Source organism: Pseudomonas sp. GW821-FHT01E05 (genome assembly GCF_059422425.1).
In genome coordinates this window covers 191,413-205,750 of sequence record NZ_JBWKWW010000008.1, presented here as the reverse complement: position 1 = coordinate 205,750, position 14,338 = coordinate 191,413, and the positions used below count along the sequence as shown (strand labels likewise).

Below are 14,338 nucleotides of genomic sequence, written 5' to 3'. Positions count from 1 at the left end.
TCTTGAGTATCAACAAAAATCGAATACTCCGGGTGGTGATCGCTACAACTACACACCACCCGACGTCTTATGCCTGAGAGGCGCTTTTAAGGCCGGGCAACAAGGTGCTGGCTGCTGTCGATGAAGGCGCGGCGATGATATCTGCCTGTACCGTCTCGGGCTTGTCCTCTTCTACCTCCCGATTCAGCGCCTTGTTCATCTTCACCGTGTCCAGCGCTCCGACCCATTTGGCGATGGCCATGGTGCCGACGCCATTGCCGATGGTGTTGGTGATTGCTCGCGCTTCCGACATGAACCGGTCGACGCCCAACAGTAGCACCATACCCGCCACCGGAATGGTACCGAGCGACGCTAACGTGGCAGCAAGAATGATGAACCCCGAACCGGTTACACCCGCAGAGCCTTTGGAGGTGAACATCAGCACAGCCAGTACGATCAATTGATCAGTGAGGGTGAGCGGTGTATTCGTCGCCTGGGCAATGAAGATTGCTGCGATGGTGTAGTAGATCGCCTGACCGTCCGGGTTGAAGGTCAAGCCGGAGGGAATGATCATCCCGGCCACGGGCTTGGAAACACCGGCCTTTTCCATCTTGGAAATCATCTGCGGCAGCACCGACTCCGAGGAGCTGGTGCCCAGTACGGTGAGCAGCTCTTCCTTGATGAATCGCAGAAACTTCCACAGGCTGAAACCGCTGTAGCGGCAGATCGGGCCCAGCACGAAGATCACGAACACCGCGCAGGTCAGGTACACGCAGGCCATCAGCTTGCCGAGGGAGAACAGCGAGCCGAAGCCGTATTTGCCAATGGTGAAGGCAATCGCTCCGAATGCGCCGATAGGTGCCAGGCGCATGACCATGTTGACGATGCGGAACATGCCCTGCATCAGGCTATCCAGCGCATCAACGAAAACCTTTCCGCGTGGCCCCACCTGTGCCAGGGCAATGCCGAGCAGGATGGAAAACAGCAAAATTTGCAGCACATTGCCTTTGGCGAACGCGTCCACGATGGTGTCGGGGACGATGTTCATCACAAAGTCCATGAACGAGGCGTGTTTCGCTGCCGTGGTGTAGGTCGCCAGACTTGAGGTGTCCAGCGTGGCGGCATCGATGTTCATGCCTGCGCCGGGCTTGAACACATCGACGACGACAAGACCGACGACCAGTGCCAGTGTGGATACCACTTCGAAGTAGAGCAGCGCGCGAATACCGACACGGCCCAGCTCCTTCATGCTTTCCATGCGTGCAATGCCCGTGACCACGGTCAGGAAAATCACCGGAGCGAGGAGCATCTTGATCAATTTGATGAACGCGTCGCCGAGGGGTTTGAGCGCTGTCCCGGTTTCGGGAACGAGCACCCCGACGATTGCGCCGAGGATGACGGCGATGAGGACTTGTACGTACAGTTTGCCAAAAATTCTTTTCATGACAGGGCCCTGATTTTTTATTGTTGTCAGGAAATGCCAAGGGGTCGGATCGGTGATCGGCCCCCTGGCGTTGTGCCGCAGTACTACTTTGAATCCGTGAACAACATCAGCGGTCGATCAACTCGATCACCGCATCGGTGATCTGCCGGGTAGTGGCTTTGCCGCCCAGATCAGGGGTATGCAGACCGCTTTCGGTCACGGCCTCGATGGCAGACATCAATTGTTTTGCCGCTGCCGCTTCGCCGAGGTGTTCGAGCATCATTGCCGCCGTCCAGAACGTTGCGATCGGGTTGGCGACGCCTTTGCCGGTGATGTCGAAGGCCGAGCCATGGATCGGTTCGAACATCGAGGGGAATTTGCGCGATGGGTTCAGGTTGGCGGTCGGCGCGATGCCCAGGCTGCCGGACAGGGCTGCGGCCAGATCGGACAGGATGTCGGCGTGCAGGTTGGTGGCGACGATGACGTCCAGCGTCGACGGTTTGAGCACCATGCGCGTGGTAACCGCGTCGACCAGCTCCTTATCGATCTTCACGTCCGGAAAATCCTTGGCGACTTCGTAGAAGATCTCGTCCCACAACACCATGCCGTGACGCTGGGCGTTGGACTTGGTGACCATGGTCAGGTGCTTGCGTGGACGGCTTTGCGCCAGTTCGAAGGCAAAACGGTGAATGCGCTCAACCCCGGCACGGGTGAACACGGACACCTCGGTGGCGACTTCTTCGGGCAGGCCTCTGTGGACGCGACCGCCGTTGCCGGAGTATTCGCCCTCGGAGTTTTCACGCACCACCACCCAGTCGATCTGGTCACCGTTGTGCAGCGGGCTTTTTACCCCAGGCAGCACCCGAGCCGGACGCACGTTGGCGTACTGGTCGAAGCCCTGGCAGATTGGCAGGCGCAGGCCCCAGAGCGAAATGTGATCCGGTACGTTGAGGGCGCCGACCGCGCCGAAGAAGATGGCGTCGAAGGTTTTCAGTTCTTCCAGGCCACCTTCGGGGATGTAGTAACCGTTTTTCAGGTAGTTATCGGAGTTCCAGTCGAAGTGTTTGAAGTCCAGTTCGAAACCGGATTTTTTCGACAGGGCTTGCAGCACCTTAACGCCTGCGGCGATCACTTCCACACCAATGCCATCACCGGGAACCGCAGCAATTTTGTATACGCTCATCAATCAACTCCACTCTCGTTACGTTCTTGTTGTGCCTGTCGAACCGGTCTGTCCAAGCAGGGTGTGAAGGGAGTATATGTAGTGAGTAAAGAGGTGTGAGTTACTCAAAATCACTACATACATAACTTTGAGTTACGAATGAATCAGTCATTGGATTTGTCTTTTTTCTACCTGCTGGCCAACCAGGGCAGCCTGGCTGCGACCGCTCGAGAGCTGGGTGTTACGCCGCCGGCGGTGAGCAAACGCCTGACGGCGCTGGAAGCCCGGCTGGGGATACGCTTGGTCAACCGCACCACGCGCTCGATGAGCCTGACCTCGGAAGGTGAGCTGTATTTCTCACATGCCGCTCGCATCCTGACGCAGATCGATGAGGTCGAGCAGCTGATCAGCAGCAGTCGGGCAACCCCCAAGGGCCTGATTCGCGTCAACGCATCGCTAGGGTTTGGTCGTCGCTACATCGGCCCGGCATTGGCCGCGTTCTTCGCGCTCTACCCCGAGGTGGAAATACAGCTGGAAATCAGCGATCACCCGCTGGACCTGGCGACTCACGGGTTTGATCTGGGCATTCGTTTCGGCACGCTGCCGGATGCCGCCTTCCACGCCCGAAAGATCGCGTCCAATCGCCGTTTGTTATGCGCCTCGCCGCTGTACCTGGAAAAGCACGGCGTACCTCAACGCCTGGCGGATTTGCCGCAACACAACTGCATCTTCCTGCGGCAAAACGAAACACCGTACGGTGTGTGGAGTTTTACCAACGGTGGGCGCACGCAAAACATCAAGGTGCGTGGCGCCTTAGGCTGCAACGACGGTGAAGTGGCATTGAATTGGGCGCTGGAAGGCTACGGCATTCTGCTTCGGGCCGAATGGGACATTGCTCGTTATGTGCGTAGTGGTCGCCTGCGTCTGGTGCTGGAGGATCAGACACCGACCCGTGCGGATGTCTATGCGGTTTACCCGCAACAGTTGCACCTGTCCGCGCGGGTGCGCTGCCTGATTGATTTCCTGGTCGAACGCTTCAAGCATATCGACCACCTGGATGAGTCGGAATCGACACTCGACTGAAATACAAAACGCCCGATGCACTGCATCGGGCGTTTGAGTGAAACAGGCAAACCTGTTTCAGGACTAGACATAGCGGCCTCGTTCTTTGCAAAAGGTTAGCGCTATGCATTGTCGAGTCGTTCGCGCAGAAACTCGATAAATCGCTGGGTTTTCGCCGGCAACAGCCGCGTCTCGGTGAGGGCATAAACCGAGATAGGTGTGGCTTGCCACTGGGGCAAGACTTTGCGCAGTGTTCCATTGGCAATGTCTTGCGCAGCGATACCTTCCGCTAGTAGCGCGATACCCAGATCAAGCGTCGCCAAACGTCGAATCATTCCCACACTGTTGAGTTCGAATCGCCCACCAATCTCAACTTCCACAGCCCCTTCATCGTTTGACAGCGTCCAGCGGTCAGCACGCGTCCCGCGCAACCGCAGGCATTCGTGGTTGGTCAGATCCGAGGGATGAGCAGGCTCACCGGACAGTTCCAGATAGTGGGGCGAGGCGTAAAGACAGCGCCGAAAACTGGCGAGCTTACGGGCGATCAGGTTCGAACTCGCAGGCTCTCCCATGCGAATGACCACATCGACCGGCTCACTCACCAGATCGACCTGACGCGGGGTCAGATCGAACTCGAAGCTGATACCGGGATAAAGCCGGGCAAACTCGGCAATCAGCGGCGCCAGATAGATATTGGCGAAATCCACCGGGAGCGAGGCACGCAGTACGCCACTGGGTCGGGCAAGCATTTCCCCCAGCTGTTCATGGGCCAGCCTGGCTTCGTCGACGATGCGTTTGCATCGATCAAAGTACAGCTGACCCGCCTCGGTCAGTTCGATCTTGCGCGTTGTGCGGTGCAGTAGCCGTAATCCAATGGCCTTTTCCAGCCCACTTATTCGACGAGACAGCGTCGAGTTCGGCATCCCCATCGCCTCCGCGGCTCGGCGGAAGCTGCGAGCTTTCACGACCTCGACGAACAGAGCCATATCGTTCAGAAATTCCAATGCTATTGCTCCATCAGTGGATCAGTCATTTCAATTTTACCCGGTTTATCCCGGATTCAGATTGATCAATGATGGCTCCATCACCACTAAGGAGCCCCGCAATGAATTCGCTTTTTTCTCAAGTCCAAATCAGTCGCTACACCCTCTCCAATCGTATGGTCATGGCACCGATGACGCGCTCGCGTGCCGACGATGCCGGCGTACCAGGCGAACTGGTTGCGACTTATTACGCACAACGCGCCAGCGCCGGCCTGATCATCAGTGAAGGCGTGTTCCCCGTGGCGCTTGGCCAGGGCTATGTCCGTACCCCAGGCATCGAAACCGCCGAGCAGGTCGCCGCGTGGAAGCAGATCACCGAGGCCGTGCATGCTCGCGACGGCCGGATCTTCATGCAGCTGATGCACTGCGGACGCATTTCGCACCCTTCGCTGCTACCTGATGGCGCCCAGCCACAGGCACCCTCCGCGATCAAACCCGCCGGCCAGACCTGGACCGCGACCGGCCTTCAGGACTTCGTCATCCCCCATGCGCTGAGCGTGGTGGAGATTGCCGCGGTCATCGAGGGCTACCGGCAGGCGGCGCGCCTGGCCATCGAGGCCGGTTTCGACGGTGTCGAGTTGCATGCCGCTTCCGGGTATCTGCCTGAACAGTTTCTCTCGACTGGCAGCAATCAGCGCACGGATGAGTACGGCGGATCGGTTGAAAACCGTGTTCGCTTTGTACTGGACGTGCTGGCCGCGGTATCGATGGAGATTGGTAGTGATCGGGTGGGCCTCAAGATCTCGCCTGAAATGAACTTCAACGACATCCTCGATGCCAAGCCGCAAGAAACCTACACCCATCTGGTCGAGCAACTTCGTGGGCTCAATCTCGCCTATCTGCACGTCGCATTGTTCGGGGCCAGCGTCGACTACCACGCGTTGTTGCGCCCACTGTTCGACGGCAGCTACCTGATCGGTGGCGGACTTGACCAACGCTCCGCCGAATCCCTGATCGCTGAGGGACGGGCCGATGCGACAGTTTTTGGCAGCGCATTCCTCGCCAACCCCGATCTGCCCGAGCGCTTTCGTGCAGGCGCCGAGCTTAATGTTCCGAACAAAGACACGTTCTACGCACCGGGCGCGCAAGGGTATATCGATTACCCGGCCATGAGCCCGGCACAAAGCGCCTGAGGAAACAGCCATGACGACCGTCGCACGACTACAGCGTATGAATCACGGCAACCACTTCCGTGCTTTCACGCTGCGGGGAGGTCAGTCCGCCGAGCCCATCGACCCCTTCCTCGCGGTCGACCATGGCTGGATCAGCGGGCCAACTTTTCCACCACACCCGCATGCGGGGTTTTCAGCAGTGTCGTATCTGTTTCTCGATTCCGAGACCGGGATTGATAACCGGGACTCTCTGGGCAATCGCAACCTGATTCAGCCTGGAGGGCTGCATTGGACGGCGGCGGGTAAAGGAGTGGTGCATGAGGAAGTGCCCGCCGAGCCGGGCAAGACGGTACACATGCTGCAAATCTTCATCAACTTGCCGCAGGAGCGCCAAGCGGACGCACCGTTTGCGCTCAGTCTCGAAGCCCAGGATGTGCCCGTGGTGCGGTTGCCAGGGGTCAAGGTGCGCGTGCCACTGGGCAGCTTCGCCCAAGTGTCATCACCCATGTCGGTGCCCACCGAAGTGAGCGTGCTGGACATCTCTCTCGAGAACGGCGCTGAAGTCAGCGTGCCGATCCCCGAAGGCCATGTGGCGTTCGTGATGCCGATTGACGGCGAAGTGTGGGTCGATGGCGACCCCTTCAGCCTCATCGAACCCGCGCTGCCGGTGAAACTCCCGCAGCGTGACGATCGCGTGGTCAGGTTGAGCGCACCCAAGGGCAACGCCAAGGCCGTGCTGTTTTCCGGTGTCCCGCTGAATCAACCAGTGTATTGGCAAGGGCCGCTGGCGCTTGCCTCTTCAGAGGCGCTGGCCGAAGCCATTGACGGCTACCAGCGTGGCGCGTTCGGAAAGCTGCAACCTCGTTGAATGATCGAAACAGTCCCAAACCCGGGGCGCTAGAGCCCCAACCTTACTGCCAGGAGAATCATCATGCCGTACGAAAAATTCAGTGCCGACAATGCCGCCCTGCTGTTGATCGACCACCAGGTGGGGACCATGGGCTGGGTGAAATCCATTCCCTTCGAAGAGCTCAAACGCAACGCGCTGATGCTCGCCAAGGCGGCCAGCATTCTGAAACTCCCGGTGGTCCTGACCTCCAGCATGGAGGAGTACGCTCAGGGACCGCTGCTCAGTGAACTGGAGCAGATCCTGCCCGCCGAGTTCGCTTCCCGCGTCAAACGCCTGGGTATCGTCAACGCCATGGACGATGAAAACTTCGCCGCCGCCGTCAAGGCTACGGGTCGTAAAAAACTCATCATTGCCGGTGTCACCAACGACGTGTGCACGGTCTATCCGGCCCTGAGCCTGGTGCGCGACGGCTATGAAGTTCAGGTGGTGGCCGATGGTGGTGGCTCACCGACCGTAATGGCCGATGACATTGCCCTGCGTCGGATGGATAAAGGCGGCGTGACGCTGACCACAACCAACCAGCTGATTGCGGAACTCGCCGGAAGCTGGGCGACGCCAGAAGGCGGACAATTGGTGCAGGTACTGATGGAGGCGCTTCAAGGCTAAAAACGTGCCTGGATGTGTCCGGTTTCCCAGGCCAGGTCCAGGCCGCCTCCATCAATCATTGCAAGCAATTCGGTATTGCGCGCGATCCTTACCTCAAGACTTACCGCCGGCCGCCCCCGCGATAACACGACGAAACAGCGCTTCTTTCATCATCTGGTCGAGAAGTTGAACCAGGCACCAGGCCTTGATCCAGAGGACGTTATGGTGGTTATTAGCACGACCACGGCGGATGAATGGTCCTTCGCCGGTGGGCGGGGCAATTAGTCCTGGGGACGGATATCGGGCAGGTTTGGCTCAGGGCCTGTTCTGAACCTGCTCACCAATAAGCTGGGCCAGTATCCTGACTGGCTCGGTGAAGCTTTGCCGAGACCGATGCACGAGACCGATATCACGATGGAAGGTGTGCTGCCCCAGATCAAGGGCGCGCACCCCGGTGGGCCAGTCTTGATGAGTCGCGGTCTGAGGCACCAGCGCTACGCCGACACCATTGGCGACCAGTTTGACGATGGCCTCCAGTTCATCCAGCTCGCATACCTCACGCAAGGTGAAATGCGTTTGTCGCAGGAAGCGGTCGACTTGCCGGCCGCCGAATGATGATCGGTCATAGCGAATGAACGGCTGGCTGGAAAGCAGTTCCGACCAATCCTCTCCAGGAACATCGCACGGAACGATCAGCCGATAGGGTTCGAGTGCCAACGTCGTCCAGCGCAGATCGCTTTGGAGCGAGAAAGGGGGGCGAATGATCGCCGCCATGTCGATTTCGCCCGCATCCACCAGGTTGACCAATTCCATTGATAGACCCGGGATCACACGGGTTCGGCATTGGGGGCATTGTTGGTGAAATTTGGCCAGCGCGTCCGGTAAAAATGAGCGCTGCACGGAAGCGATTGCGCCGATGTTCACCAGGACACTGGCGGGGAGCCCGACCGTGGTGGAGCCCAGGCTGTCATAAAGTCGAAGCAACTCCTGCGCCTGCAGGAGTATTTGATGGCCCATCCGGTTGAGGTGGGCCGAGCGTCCCTTGCGGTCGAAAATCTCGAAGCCGAGCTCGGCTTCCAGGCGTTGCATCTGGGCGCTCACTGCGGCCTGGGTAAGACCAATCTTGTTCCCGGCAGCGGCAAAGGTGCCTTCCCGCGCGACGGCTATAAGTGTTTTCAGTTCTTTGATCATTCACAAATATTAATTGTGTTTCTAAGAAAAATATATTGATTTTTTTGCTTGGTCTGTACCTCTAGGATGACCCCATCCACTCCGTTCAAAACCCCGAATTTTTTGGACGGTGCTCAAAACCGTCGGACGGCCTTAATTCGCTGTTCCGATTTTATAAACCTATAAAAACACCGCAATTGGAGTTCTGATGAGCCTCTCTCCCTTTCACCTGGCAATCCCTGTTTATGACCTCGCGGCAACCCGCACCTTTTACGGTGAGGTGTTCGGACTGGAGGAGGGTCGTTCCAGCACGCAATGGGTCGACTTCAACTTCTATGGCCACCAACTGGTCATTCACGAACACCCCAAGACGGCTTCCCAAGAGAGCGTCCATAGCAATCCGGTAGACGGGCATGACGTTCCTGTTCCGCACTTCGGCATTATTCTGGGCTGGGAACAATGGGAAGCGTTGGCCGAGCGCCTGAAGTCATTTGGCACCCGGTTTGTGATTGAACCCTACATTCGATTCAAGGGGCAGGCCGGCGAACAGGCCACCATGTTCCTGTTCGATCCTTGCGGCAATGCGCTTGAATTCAAGGCCTTCAAGGATATGAGTCAGCTCTTCGCCAAATAACAAAAGTAATGGCACAACAGCGTTGTGCCATTTGATCTCAAGTGAGCTGGAAGCTCATGAATCTAGCTACTGCCTCGTAACGCAGAACGTTCATTCCAACAAGAAGGCTAGACATGAAACGTATCCCTTTGGTTTGGCAAATAATTGCCGGGCTTTTGCTTGGCGTGCTCGTCGGTTGGTACTTCAATACACATCCGCAGTATCAATTGTGGGTCAGTACTGAAATCCTCAAACCGCTTGGCGATATCTTCATCAAAATGATGAAGATGGTCGTTGTTCCAATCGTGTTCTGTTGCATGATTCTGGGCATCGCAGGAGGCGGTGATAACAAGTCTTTTGGTCGTATGGGCCTGAAATCGCTGGGTTACTTCTTTGCGGTTACCGGTCTGGCCATTGTAATGGGCTTGTGCTTCGCGAATATTTTCGAGCCTGGAACAGGCACTGACATTTCGGGAATCTCGCACAGCAGCGCCTCGATGAACCTGGAGCCTTCCAAAGGCGCCCTTGTCATCTTGCAGAACATCGTCCCCGATAACGTTATTGTAGCGATGTCGGATGCGAAGCTGTTGTCGGTGCTGTTCTTCGCGGTGCTGTTTGGCCTGGCATTGAACTCGCTCCCCAGAGAGAAAAGTGCGCCGGTGGTTGCGGTGATTCAAGGTATCTCTGATGCAATGTTCAAGGTCGTCTCAATCGTCATGGCTTATGCGCCGATCGGTGTATTTGGCATGATCGGTGCCACCGTTGCGACCTTTGGCTTTGCCTCGCTGTTGCCTTTGCTCAAGTTGATCGGTGTGGTTTACCTGGCACTGATTCTCTTTGCTCTGGTGGTGCTCGGCGGTGTCTGCTACCTGATTGGCGAGAATATTTTCAAGCTGATCAAGTACTTCAGGAATGAGCTGATTCTGGCTTTTTCGAGTGCAGCATCGGCGGCCGTAATGCCGCAGTTAATGAGCAAGCTGGAGAACTATGGCGTTCCACGTCGCATCGTCAGTTTTGTGGTGCCTGTAGGGTATGCATTCAACCTGGATGGCGCGTCTATCTTCCTCGGCGTGGCGACCATTTTTGTCGCACAACTCTATGGTGTCGACCTGTCGCTGTCTCAGCAGATTCTGCTGGTGGTCACGATGGTGCTGACGTCCAAAGGTGCTGCCGGGGTGCCGGGGTTTGCCATCATCATCCTTTCCGCCACATTGGCGTCTGCCGGTCTTCCATTGGAGGGGGTAGCACTTATCGCGGGTATCTTCAGGATTATCGATAGCGGCACCACCACGCTGAACGTGCTGGGCAATGCGATTGCACCCTTGGTCATTGCCAAATGGGAAAGAGCAACGCTTGAGCCTTCAAGAGTCGAGCGAGTAGCGCAGAAAGCATAGCTACCCGTGAAGAGCCATCGGCCATCAAACGCCCATGGTTCTTCTTGTATTCGTAGGCCAACAATAAATCTTTATGCCTTTTCTCTTTGCCGGGCTCTGAGCTATGCAGTCGGATTTTCAGAAGCTGATCTCGTGCTTCAAATACCCGAAGGACTTGACCAGGCGAGTGCCGCTCCGACTACAAGGCTTCAGGCGGCACAACCTGTGCTCCACGAGCCCTCAGCAGTTCGCGTAGCACCGAGCGATGGCAGTGGCGCTCATCCTCGCAGTAGCAGCCGATGGCCAGCGATGTCTGATGGGACAAGGCGCTCAACAGATCAAGCAGTTGGCTGGGGGCCGAGTGGTTCATCTCGGCCTTGAACTTGCGCCGAAAGGCTTCCCAGGCTTTTTCGTCTGCTGCGGCTTTAGCTAGCGCTATCAGTTCTGCGCTGGGGGACAGGAGGGGGAGCCAGGTGTCGTAAAAGTCGCGGCTGGCGAATTCGCCCTTCGGTACGCCACGCGGTGGCCGGCGTACTGTACCCAGGCGCAGACCTTCATGAGGTGTTCGGGCTGAACCGAGTCGCACGATATGGATAGGCATGAATGCTCCTTTACTCACGGGATCCGTCGAACCCGTCCAGGGCCGTGCGCCAGATGCAGACCCCCAGAAAGTAAGCCGACATTGCGAGCCACAGCCCCATCACCAACGGGTTGATGGCGGGATGGTTGAGCACCAGTGACAGGCTGCACAGCATCCAGATGGACGTCACGGCAATGTTGATCGGCATGAACCGGCGCACGCGGAACGGGTGAAGGAACTTCATTCGGGTCACCGTCAACAGCGCCAGGCCGATGATGGTGAGCAGCGTCAGCCAGGAGGGTGGGGCAACGATGTAGAGGCACAGGGCGACGACGTTCCATGTGGCGGGGAACCCCTGGAAGTAATTGTCGTTGCTCTTCATGTTGACGTTGCAGAAGCAAAAGAGCGACGAGACCAGGATCACTGAAGTGCTCGGCAACGGGGTGTAGGCGGGCAAGTCGATGTAACGGTAGATGAACAGGGCCGGGATGAACACGTAGGTCAGGTAGTCGATGACCAGATCCAGCACGGATCCGTCGAAATGCGGCAGTACCGTCTGGACATTGACCTTGCGCGCCAGCCAGCCGTCCACACCATCGACGATCAGGGCTACGCCCAGCCACAGCAGGCAGGCTGTGGGCTGATTATCGAACAAGGCGAGAGTCGCCAGGAATGCGATCACCACTCCGGTGGCGGTGAAGCCGTGGGCGCCCCAGGCTTTGAGCCTGGCCATGCGTCGCGTCGATATCAAGGGGCGTTCTCCAGCGAATGAAACAGGCCGGTTACCACCACCGACGGGGTCACCGGCAAATCTGGATGGGGTGCGGCTATCGACCGGGTATCCGGCGACAAGGTTTACCTGCGCTCAAACGACCCGAAGTCGACACTCAGTAAACATAGCCTACCTTTTGCCACCCTCTGATCCATCGGGCATCACATTAATCGCTCGCCCACTGCACGCCTGGGATTCGGCATGGCGGGTCCATGACTCCAGGCGATAAGCGCAAGCTAGCGTCTCCAGGGCGTTGACGGCGCGGATGTCACTGCCCAGCCTGCGCGGGTCGTCGACAACAAGGTATTCCGGTCAAGAATAGGCCCATAAAAATCACGAATTTTATTTATCGCGCTGGATCTCGTAGCGTGTCCTCTTCTGGATATGGAGATCATGCCGTGAATAATTCCCGCTTGCGCCTGTATGTTGACTCTCGATTCACTAGCCCCTATGCCATGTCGGCCTTCGTGGTACTTCGCGAAAAGGGCGTCGAGTTTGAAATGAGCCCGCTAGACCTCGATGAGTCCGAAAACCAGGCAGAGGATTATGCCTGCCTCTCGCTGACCCAGCGGGTGCCTACACTCGTGCATGGCGACTTTGCCTTGTCCGAATCGTCGGCGATCACTGAATACCTGGAAGACGCCTTCCCCCAGGCACCGGTTTACCCAAGAGACCGACTACAGCGTGCCAGGGCACGACAGGTCCAGGCGTGGGTGCGCAGTGACCTGCTGCCTATTCGGCAAGAGCGATCCACATTGGTTGTGTTTTATGGCCTCAAGTCAGATCCCTTGTCGCCAGCTGCCGAGTCGGCCGCGCGCAAGCTGGTCGGCGCAGCACAAACGCTGCTGGCTGACAGTCCCGAGTACCTGTTTGGCCAATGGTCGATCGCCGATGTCGATCTGGCCTTGATGCTCAACCGGCTGATACTCAATGGTGACTCCGTGCCACCCGCGCTGGTGGAATACGCCCAGCGCCAATGGCAGCGACCTACGGTGCAGGAGTGGGTCAAACTGCAACGTCCTGCGATGTAGTCGGGATACGCGTCGTTTGAAGCTACCTTCATTGGGAAACGGGTGCGCCCATTAGCCGGTCTCAAGTGCTAATGGGTGCCCCTTTTTGGTCAGCGCCTTTTCAGCCGCAGATTATTGCTTGCCGATTGCTGCTGCCAGTAGCGGAGCTGCCTGCTCATCGGTCAGTGCCGGGAGAATCTCCATACTGATGAGGTCACTCCACTCCAGTACCCATTTCTGTATCAGCGCAACATCACTGGACTCTGCGACGCCAAAACCAGTCATGCGTCCTACAGCATGCCAGCGTCCCAGCATGGTTACGCCTGCGGGTGGAGCTCCACCTGTTTTGAGAAAACGCTCGATTGCGCTATTGCGACGTTCGGGACTGATCGACCAACTGACGATGTATAGCATCTGCCACCTCCGGATAGGGATTGGCACCTGTTCTTCTTTTCGCGTACCGGGCGGGCGCCGCGACCACGGCCACGCGTCTGTTCCCGGCCCGCACCCTGGCCAGCCTGAAACGACTTCTCCCATGGGAAGGAATAGCAGCCTCCGCAACCCCGCGTATGACCGCTGATCCTCTTTCCTTTCATCTGAAACAAATCCCGAGCGCACCCATCACGCTTCAGTGCTCCATAGCCGTTCGCTGTACTGTGCCCATCGGTAGGGGCTACGAAACCCGCAGCGATTCAGGATGAGGCCGCTGCGTCTCACGGTCGGGAAGGGTGACGTTCAATCTTTCGCCATCTGCCGGAATGCGTAAGCGTGATTCAACCCCCGCGTGTCGTGCCGCATCGGCCAACGTCTTGCGGGTCACGGGGCAATGGCTGAGTGCTTCCAGATGGTTGGCGATGACGAGGCCCGGCACCAGTCTGGTGAATTCGAGAGCTTCATCGAGGCCCATGATGATGTCGCCTCCCAGATCGAATCGGGCACCGCCGGCGGGAATGACGCTAATGTGCGGCTGATGCCGCGCCACGAACTCCCTGACAGTAGCGGTCAGTAATGTATCTCCACTGAGGTAGAGACTGGGTTCGTCCGGTACTTCGATCAAATACCCGACACCATGCTCCATCAGTTTGCCGACCAGCCCACTTCCATGGGTGCAACGGACGGTTCGGATCTGGCCGCCGAGAAATGGATTCGGTTGCTCATGATCTTTCGGCAAGGATTGGACGTTCAATCCGCGATCGCTCAGATAACCGGCATCGTGCGGCGTACAGATCACCGGGATTCGTTTCTCTCGTAACCACTTTTCCGCTGCTCGATCGAGATGGTCGAAGTGGCCTTTCTGGCAGTGGGTAATCAAGCAATGGGTCACCGATTCAAGCGCTGGCGCTGCCGATTCCGGCAACTCGACCATGGGGTTGCGTTGCCTCGCGCCGAATAGACGCAAGGGTGGCAGTCCATTTTTGGGGGCGAGCATCGGATCGATCAGAATTCGATGGGGGCCCAATTCCACAATGATTGTCGCGTTGCGAAGTTGATGGATATGCATGGCGTGGCCTCTTGGAAGAGGCTTGATTGTGTCTATACGTTTA

Annotated in this window: 15 protein-coding genes and 2 pseudogenes; 8 read left to right on the top strand and 9 right to left on the bottom strand. The window is 57.5% G+C overall.

The genetic code is table 11. The features are described from left to right. Positions 1-67: 67 nt before the first annotated feature. Both AC07W5_RS19300 and AC07W5_RS19295 read right to left on the bottom strand, forming a co-directional pair. The gene (locus tag AC07W5_RS19300) at positions 68-1,423 is read right to left on the bottom strand and encodes a dicarboxylate/amino acid:cation symporter (RefSeq protein WP_495024122.1); all 1,356 of its coding nucleotides are present in this window, start codon (positions 1,421-1,423) and stop codon (positions 68-70) included. A 106-nt stretch (positions 1,424-1,529) separates the two neighbouring features. Next, entirely contained in the window at positions 1,530-2,585 is a 1,056-nt protein-coding gene (locus tag AC07W5_RS19295) for a tartrate dehydrogenase (RefSeq protein ID WP_495024121.1), read from the bottom strand. 138 nt (positions 2,586-2,723) lie between these two features. Here AC07W5_RS19295 and AC07W5_RS19290 point away from each other — a divergent pair, with 138 nt between their 5' ends. Further along, positions 2,724-3,647, top strand: a complete 924-nt coding sequence (locus tag AC07W5_RS19290; RefSeq protein WP_494993028.1) for a LysR family transcriptional regulator — start codon at positions 2,724-2,726, stop codon at positions 3,645-3,647. 101 nt (positions 3,648-3,748) lie between these two features. Here AC07W5_RS19290 and AC07W5_RS19285 read toward each other — a convergent pair whose 3' ends face one another. Further along, positions 3,749-4,630 (bottom strand): LysR family transcriptional regulator, encoded by an 882-nt coding sequence (locus AC07W5_RS19285; protein WP_495024120.1) that lies wholly within the window; start codon positions 4,628-4,630, stop codon positions 3,749-3,751. A 101-nt stretch (positions 4,631-4,731) separates the two neighbouring features. Between AC07W5_RS19285 and AC07W5_RS19280 the strand changes: the two genes are divergently transcribed. The 3 genes from AC07W5_RS19280 to AC07W5_RS19270 all read left to right on the top strand — a co-directional run bounded on the left by AC07W5_RS19280 (position 4,732) and on the right by AC07W5_RS19270 (position 7,297). After that, positions 4,732-5,802, top strand: coding sequence for an alkene reductase (locus AC07W5_RS19280; RefSeq protein ID WP_495024119.1), 1,071 nt, complete (start codon positions 4,732-4,734; stop codon positions 5,800-5,802). Between the two features lie 10 nt (positions 5,803-5,812). Then, on the top strand, positions 5,813-6,649 hold the full coding sequence (locus AC07W5_RS19275) for a pirin family protein (protein WP_495012405.1): 837 nt from the start codon (positions 5,813-5,815) through the stop codon (positions 6,647-6,649). Positions 6,650-6,712: 63 nt separating this feature from the next. Then, the gene (locus AC07W5_RS19270; RefSeq protein WP_494993024.1) at positions 6,713-7,297 is read left to right on the top strand and encodes an isochorismatase family protein; all 585 of its coding nucleotides are present in this window, start codon (positions 6,713-6,715) and stop codon (positions 7,295-7,297) included. A 14-nt stretch (positions 7,298-7,311) separates the two neighbouring features. Here the strand turns inward: AC07W5_RS19270 and AC07W5_RS19265 are convergent. After that, a pseudogene (locus AC07W5_RS19265) lies at positions 7,312-7,407 on the bottom strand (LysR family transcriptional regulator); the annotation flags it as partial. Here AC07W5_RS19265 and AC07W5_RS19260 point away from each other — a divergent pair. Beyond that, a pseudogene (locus tag AC07W5_RS19260) lies at positions 7,397-7,561 on the top strand (tautomerase family protein); the annotation flags it as partial. The pseudogenes AC07W5_RS19265 and AC07W5_RS19260 sit on opposite strands and share 11 nt — an antisense overlap. Before the next feature lie 30 nt (positions 7,562-7,591). Here the strand turns inward: AC07W5_RS19260 and AC07W5_RS19255 are convergent. Further along, positions 7,592-8,467 (bottom strand): LysR family transcriptional regulator, encoded by an 876-nt coding sequence (locus AC07W5_RS19255; protein WP_494993023.1) that lies wholly within the window; start codon positions 8,465-8,467, stop codon positions 7,592-7,594. Between the two features lie 187 nt (positions 8,468-8,654). Here AC07W5_RS19255 and AC07W5_RS19250 point away from each other — a divergent pair, with 187 nt between their 5' ends. Together AC07W5_RS19250 and AC07W5_RS19245 are read left to right on the top strand one after the other, a co-directional pair. Beyond that, a complete protein-coding gene (locus AC07W5_RS19250; RefSeq protein ID WP_495024118.1) occupies positions 8,655-9,080 on the top strand; it encodes a VOC family protein in 426 nt (141 codons plus the stop codon). Positions 9,081-9,193: 113 nt separating this feature from the next. Beyond that, positions 9,194-10,453 carry a cation:dicarboxylate symporter family transporter gene (locus tag AC07W5_RS19245; RefSeq protein WP_495024117.1) on the top strand — a complete coding sequence of 420 codons (1,260 nt, stop codon included), beginning with the start codon at positions 9,194-9,196 and terminating at the stop codon, positions 10,451-10,453. Positions 10,454-10,631: 178 nt separating this feature from the next. On the opposite strand, the gene AC07W5_RS19240 is transcribed toward AC07W5_RS19245, so the two are convergent. Next, entirely contained in the window at positions 10,632-11,033 is a 402-nt protein-coding gene (locus AC07W5_RS19240) for a DUF488 domain-containing protein (RefSeq protein WP_495024116.1), read from the bottom strand. 10 nt (positions 11,034-11,043) lie between these two features. After that, the gene (pcsA, locus tag AC07W5_RS19235) at positions 11,044-11,763 is read right to left on the bottom strand and encodes a phosphatidylcholine synthase (protein ID WP_495024115.1); all 720 of its coding nucleotides are present in this window, start codon (positions 11,761-11,763) and stop codon (positions 11,044-11,046) included. A gap of 419 nt (positions 11,764-12,182) precedes the next feature. Between pcsA and yfcF the strand changes: the two genes are divergently transcribed. Beyond that, positions 12,183-12,815, top strand: a complete 633-nt coding sequence (gene yfcF, locus AC07W5_RS19230; RefSeq protein WP_495024114.1) for a glutathione transferase — start codon at positions 12,183-12,185, stop codon at positions 12,813-12,815. A 111-nt stretch (positions 12,816-12,926) separates the two neighbouring features. On the opposite strand, the gene AC07W5_RS19225 is transcribed toward yfcF, so the two are convergent. Beyond that, a complete protein-coding gene (locus tag AC07W5_RS19225) occupies positions 12,927-13,208 on the bottom strand; it encodes a DUF3303 domain-containing protein (protein WP_495024113.1) in 282 nt (93 codons plus the stop codon). Between the two features lie 259 nt (positions 13,209-13,467). Continuing rightward, positions 13,468-14,295 (bottom strand): MBL fold metallo-hydrolase, encoded by an 828-nt coding sequence (locus AC07W5_RS19220; RefSeq protein ID WP_495024112.1) that lies wholly within the window; start codon positions 14,293-14,295, stop codon positions 13,468-13,470. Positions 14,296-14,338 lie beyond the last annotated feature (43 nt).

Bases quoted from the DNA above. Each gene is read 5' to 3' on its own strand.
- AC07W5_RS19300 (WP_495024122.1), bottom strand. From the start codon at position 1,423: ATGAAAAGAATTTTTGGCAAACTGTACGTACAAGTCCTCATCGCCGTC.
- AC07W5_RS19295 (WP_495024121.1), bottom strand. From the start codon at position 2,585: ATGAGCGTATACAAAATTGCTGCGGTTCCCGGTGATGGCATTGGTGTG.
- AC07W5_RS19290 (WP_494993028.1), top strand. From the start codon at position 2,724: ATGAATCAGTCATTGGATTTGTCTTTTTTCTACCTGCTGGCCAACCAG.
- AC07W5_RS19280 (WP_495024119.1), top strand. From the start codon at position 4,732: ATGAATTCGCTTTTTTCTCAAGTCCAAATCAGTCGCTACACCCTCTCC.
- AC07W5_RS19275 (WP_495012405.1), top strand. From the start codon at position 5,813: ATGACGACCGTCGCACGACTACAGCGTATGAATCACGGCAACCACTTC.
- AC07W5_RS19270 (WP_494993024.1), top strand. From the start codon at position 6,713: ATGCCGTACGAAAAATTCAGTGCCGACAATGCCGCCCTGCTGTTGATC.
- AC07W5_RS19255 (WP_494993023.1), bottom strand. From the start codon at position 8,467: ATGATCAAAGAACTGAAAACACTTATAGCCGTCGCGCGGGAAGGCACC.
- AC07W5_RS19250 (WP_495024118.1), top strand. From the start codon at position 8,655: ATGAGCCTCTCTCCCTTTCACCTGGCAATCCCTGTTTATGACCTCGCG.
- AC07W5_RS19245 (WP_495024117.1), top strand. From the start codon at position 9,194: ATGAAACGTATCCCTTTGGTTTGGCAAATAATTGCCGGGCTTTTGCTT.
- AC07W5_RS19240 (WP_495024116.1), bottom strand. From the start codon at position 11,033: ATGCCTATCCATATCGTGCGACTCGGTTCAGCCCGAACACCTCATGAA.
- AC07W5_RS19225 (WP_495024113.1), bottom strand. From the start codon at position 13,208: ATGCTATACATCGTCAGTTGGTCGATCAGTCCCGAACGTCGCAATAGC.
- AC07W5_RS19220 (WP_495024112.1), bottom strand. From the start codon at position 14,295: ATGCATATCCATCAACTTCGCAACGCGACAATCATTGTGGAATTGGGC.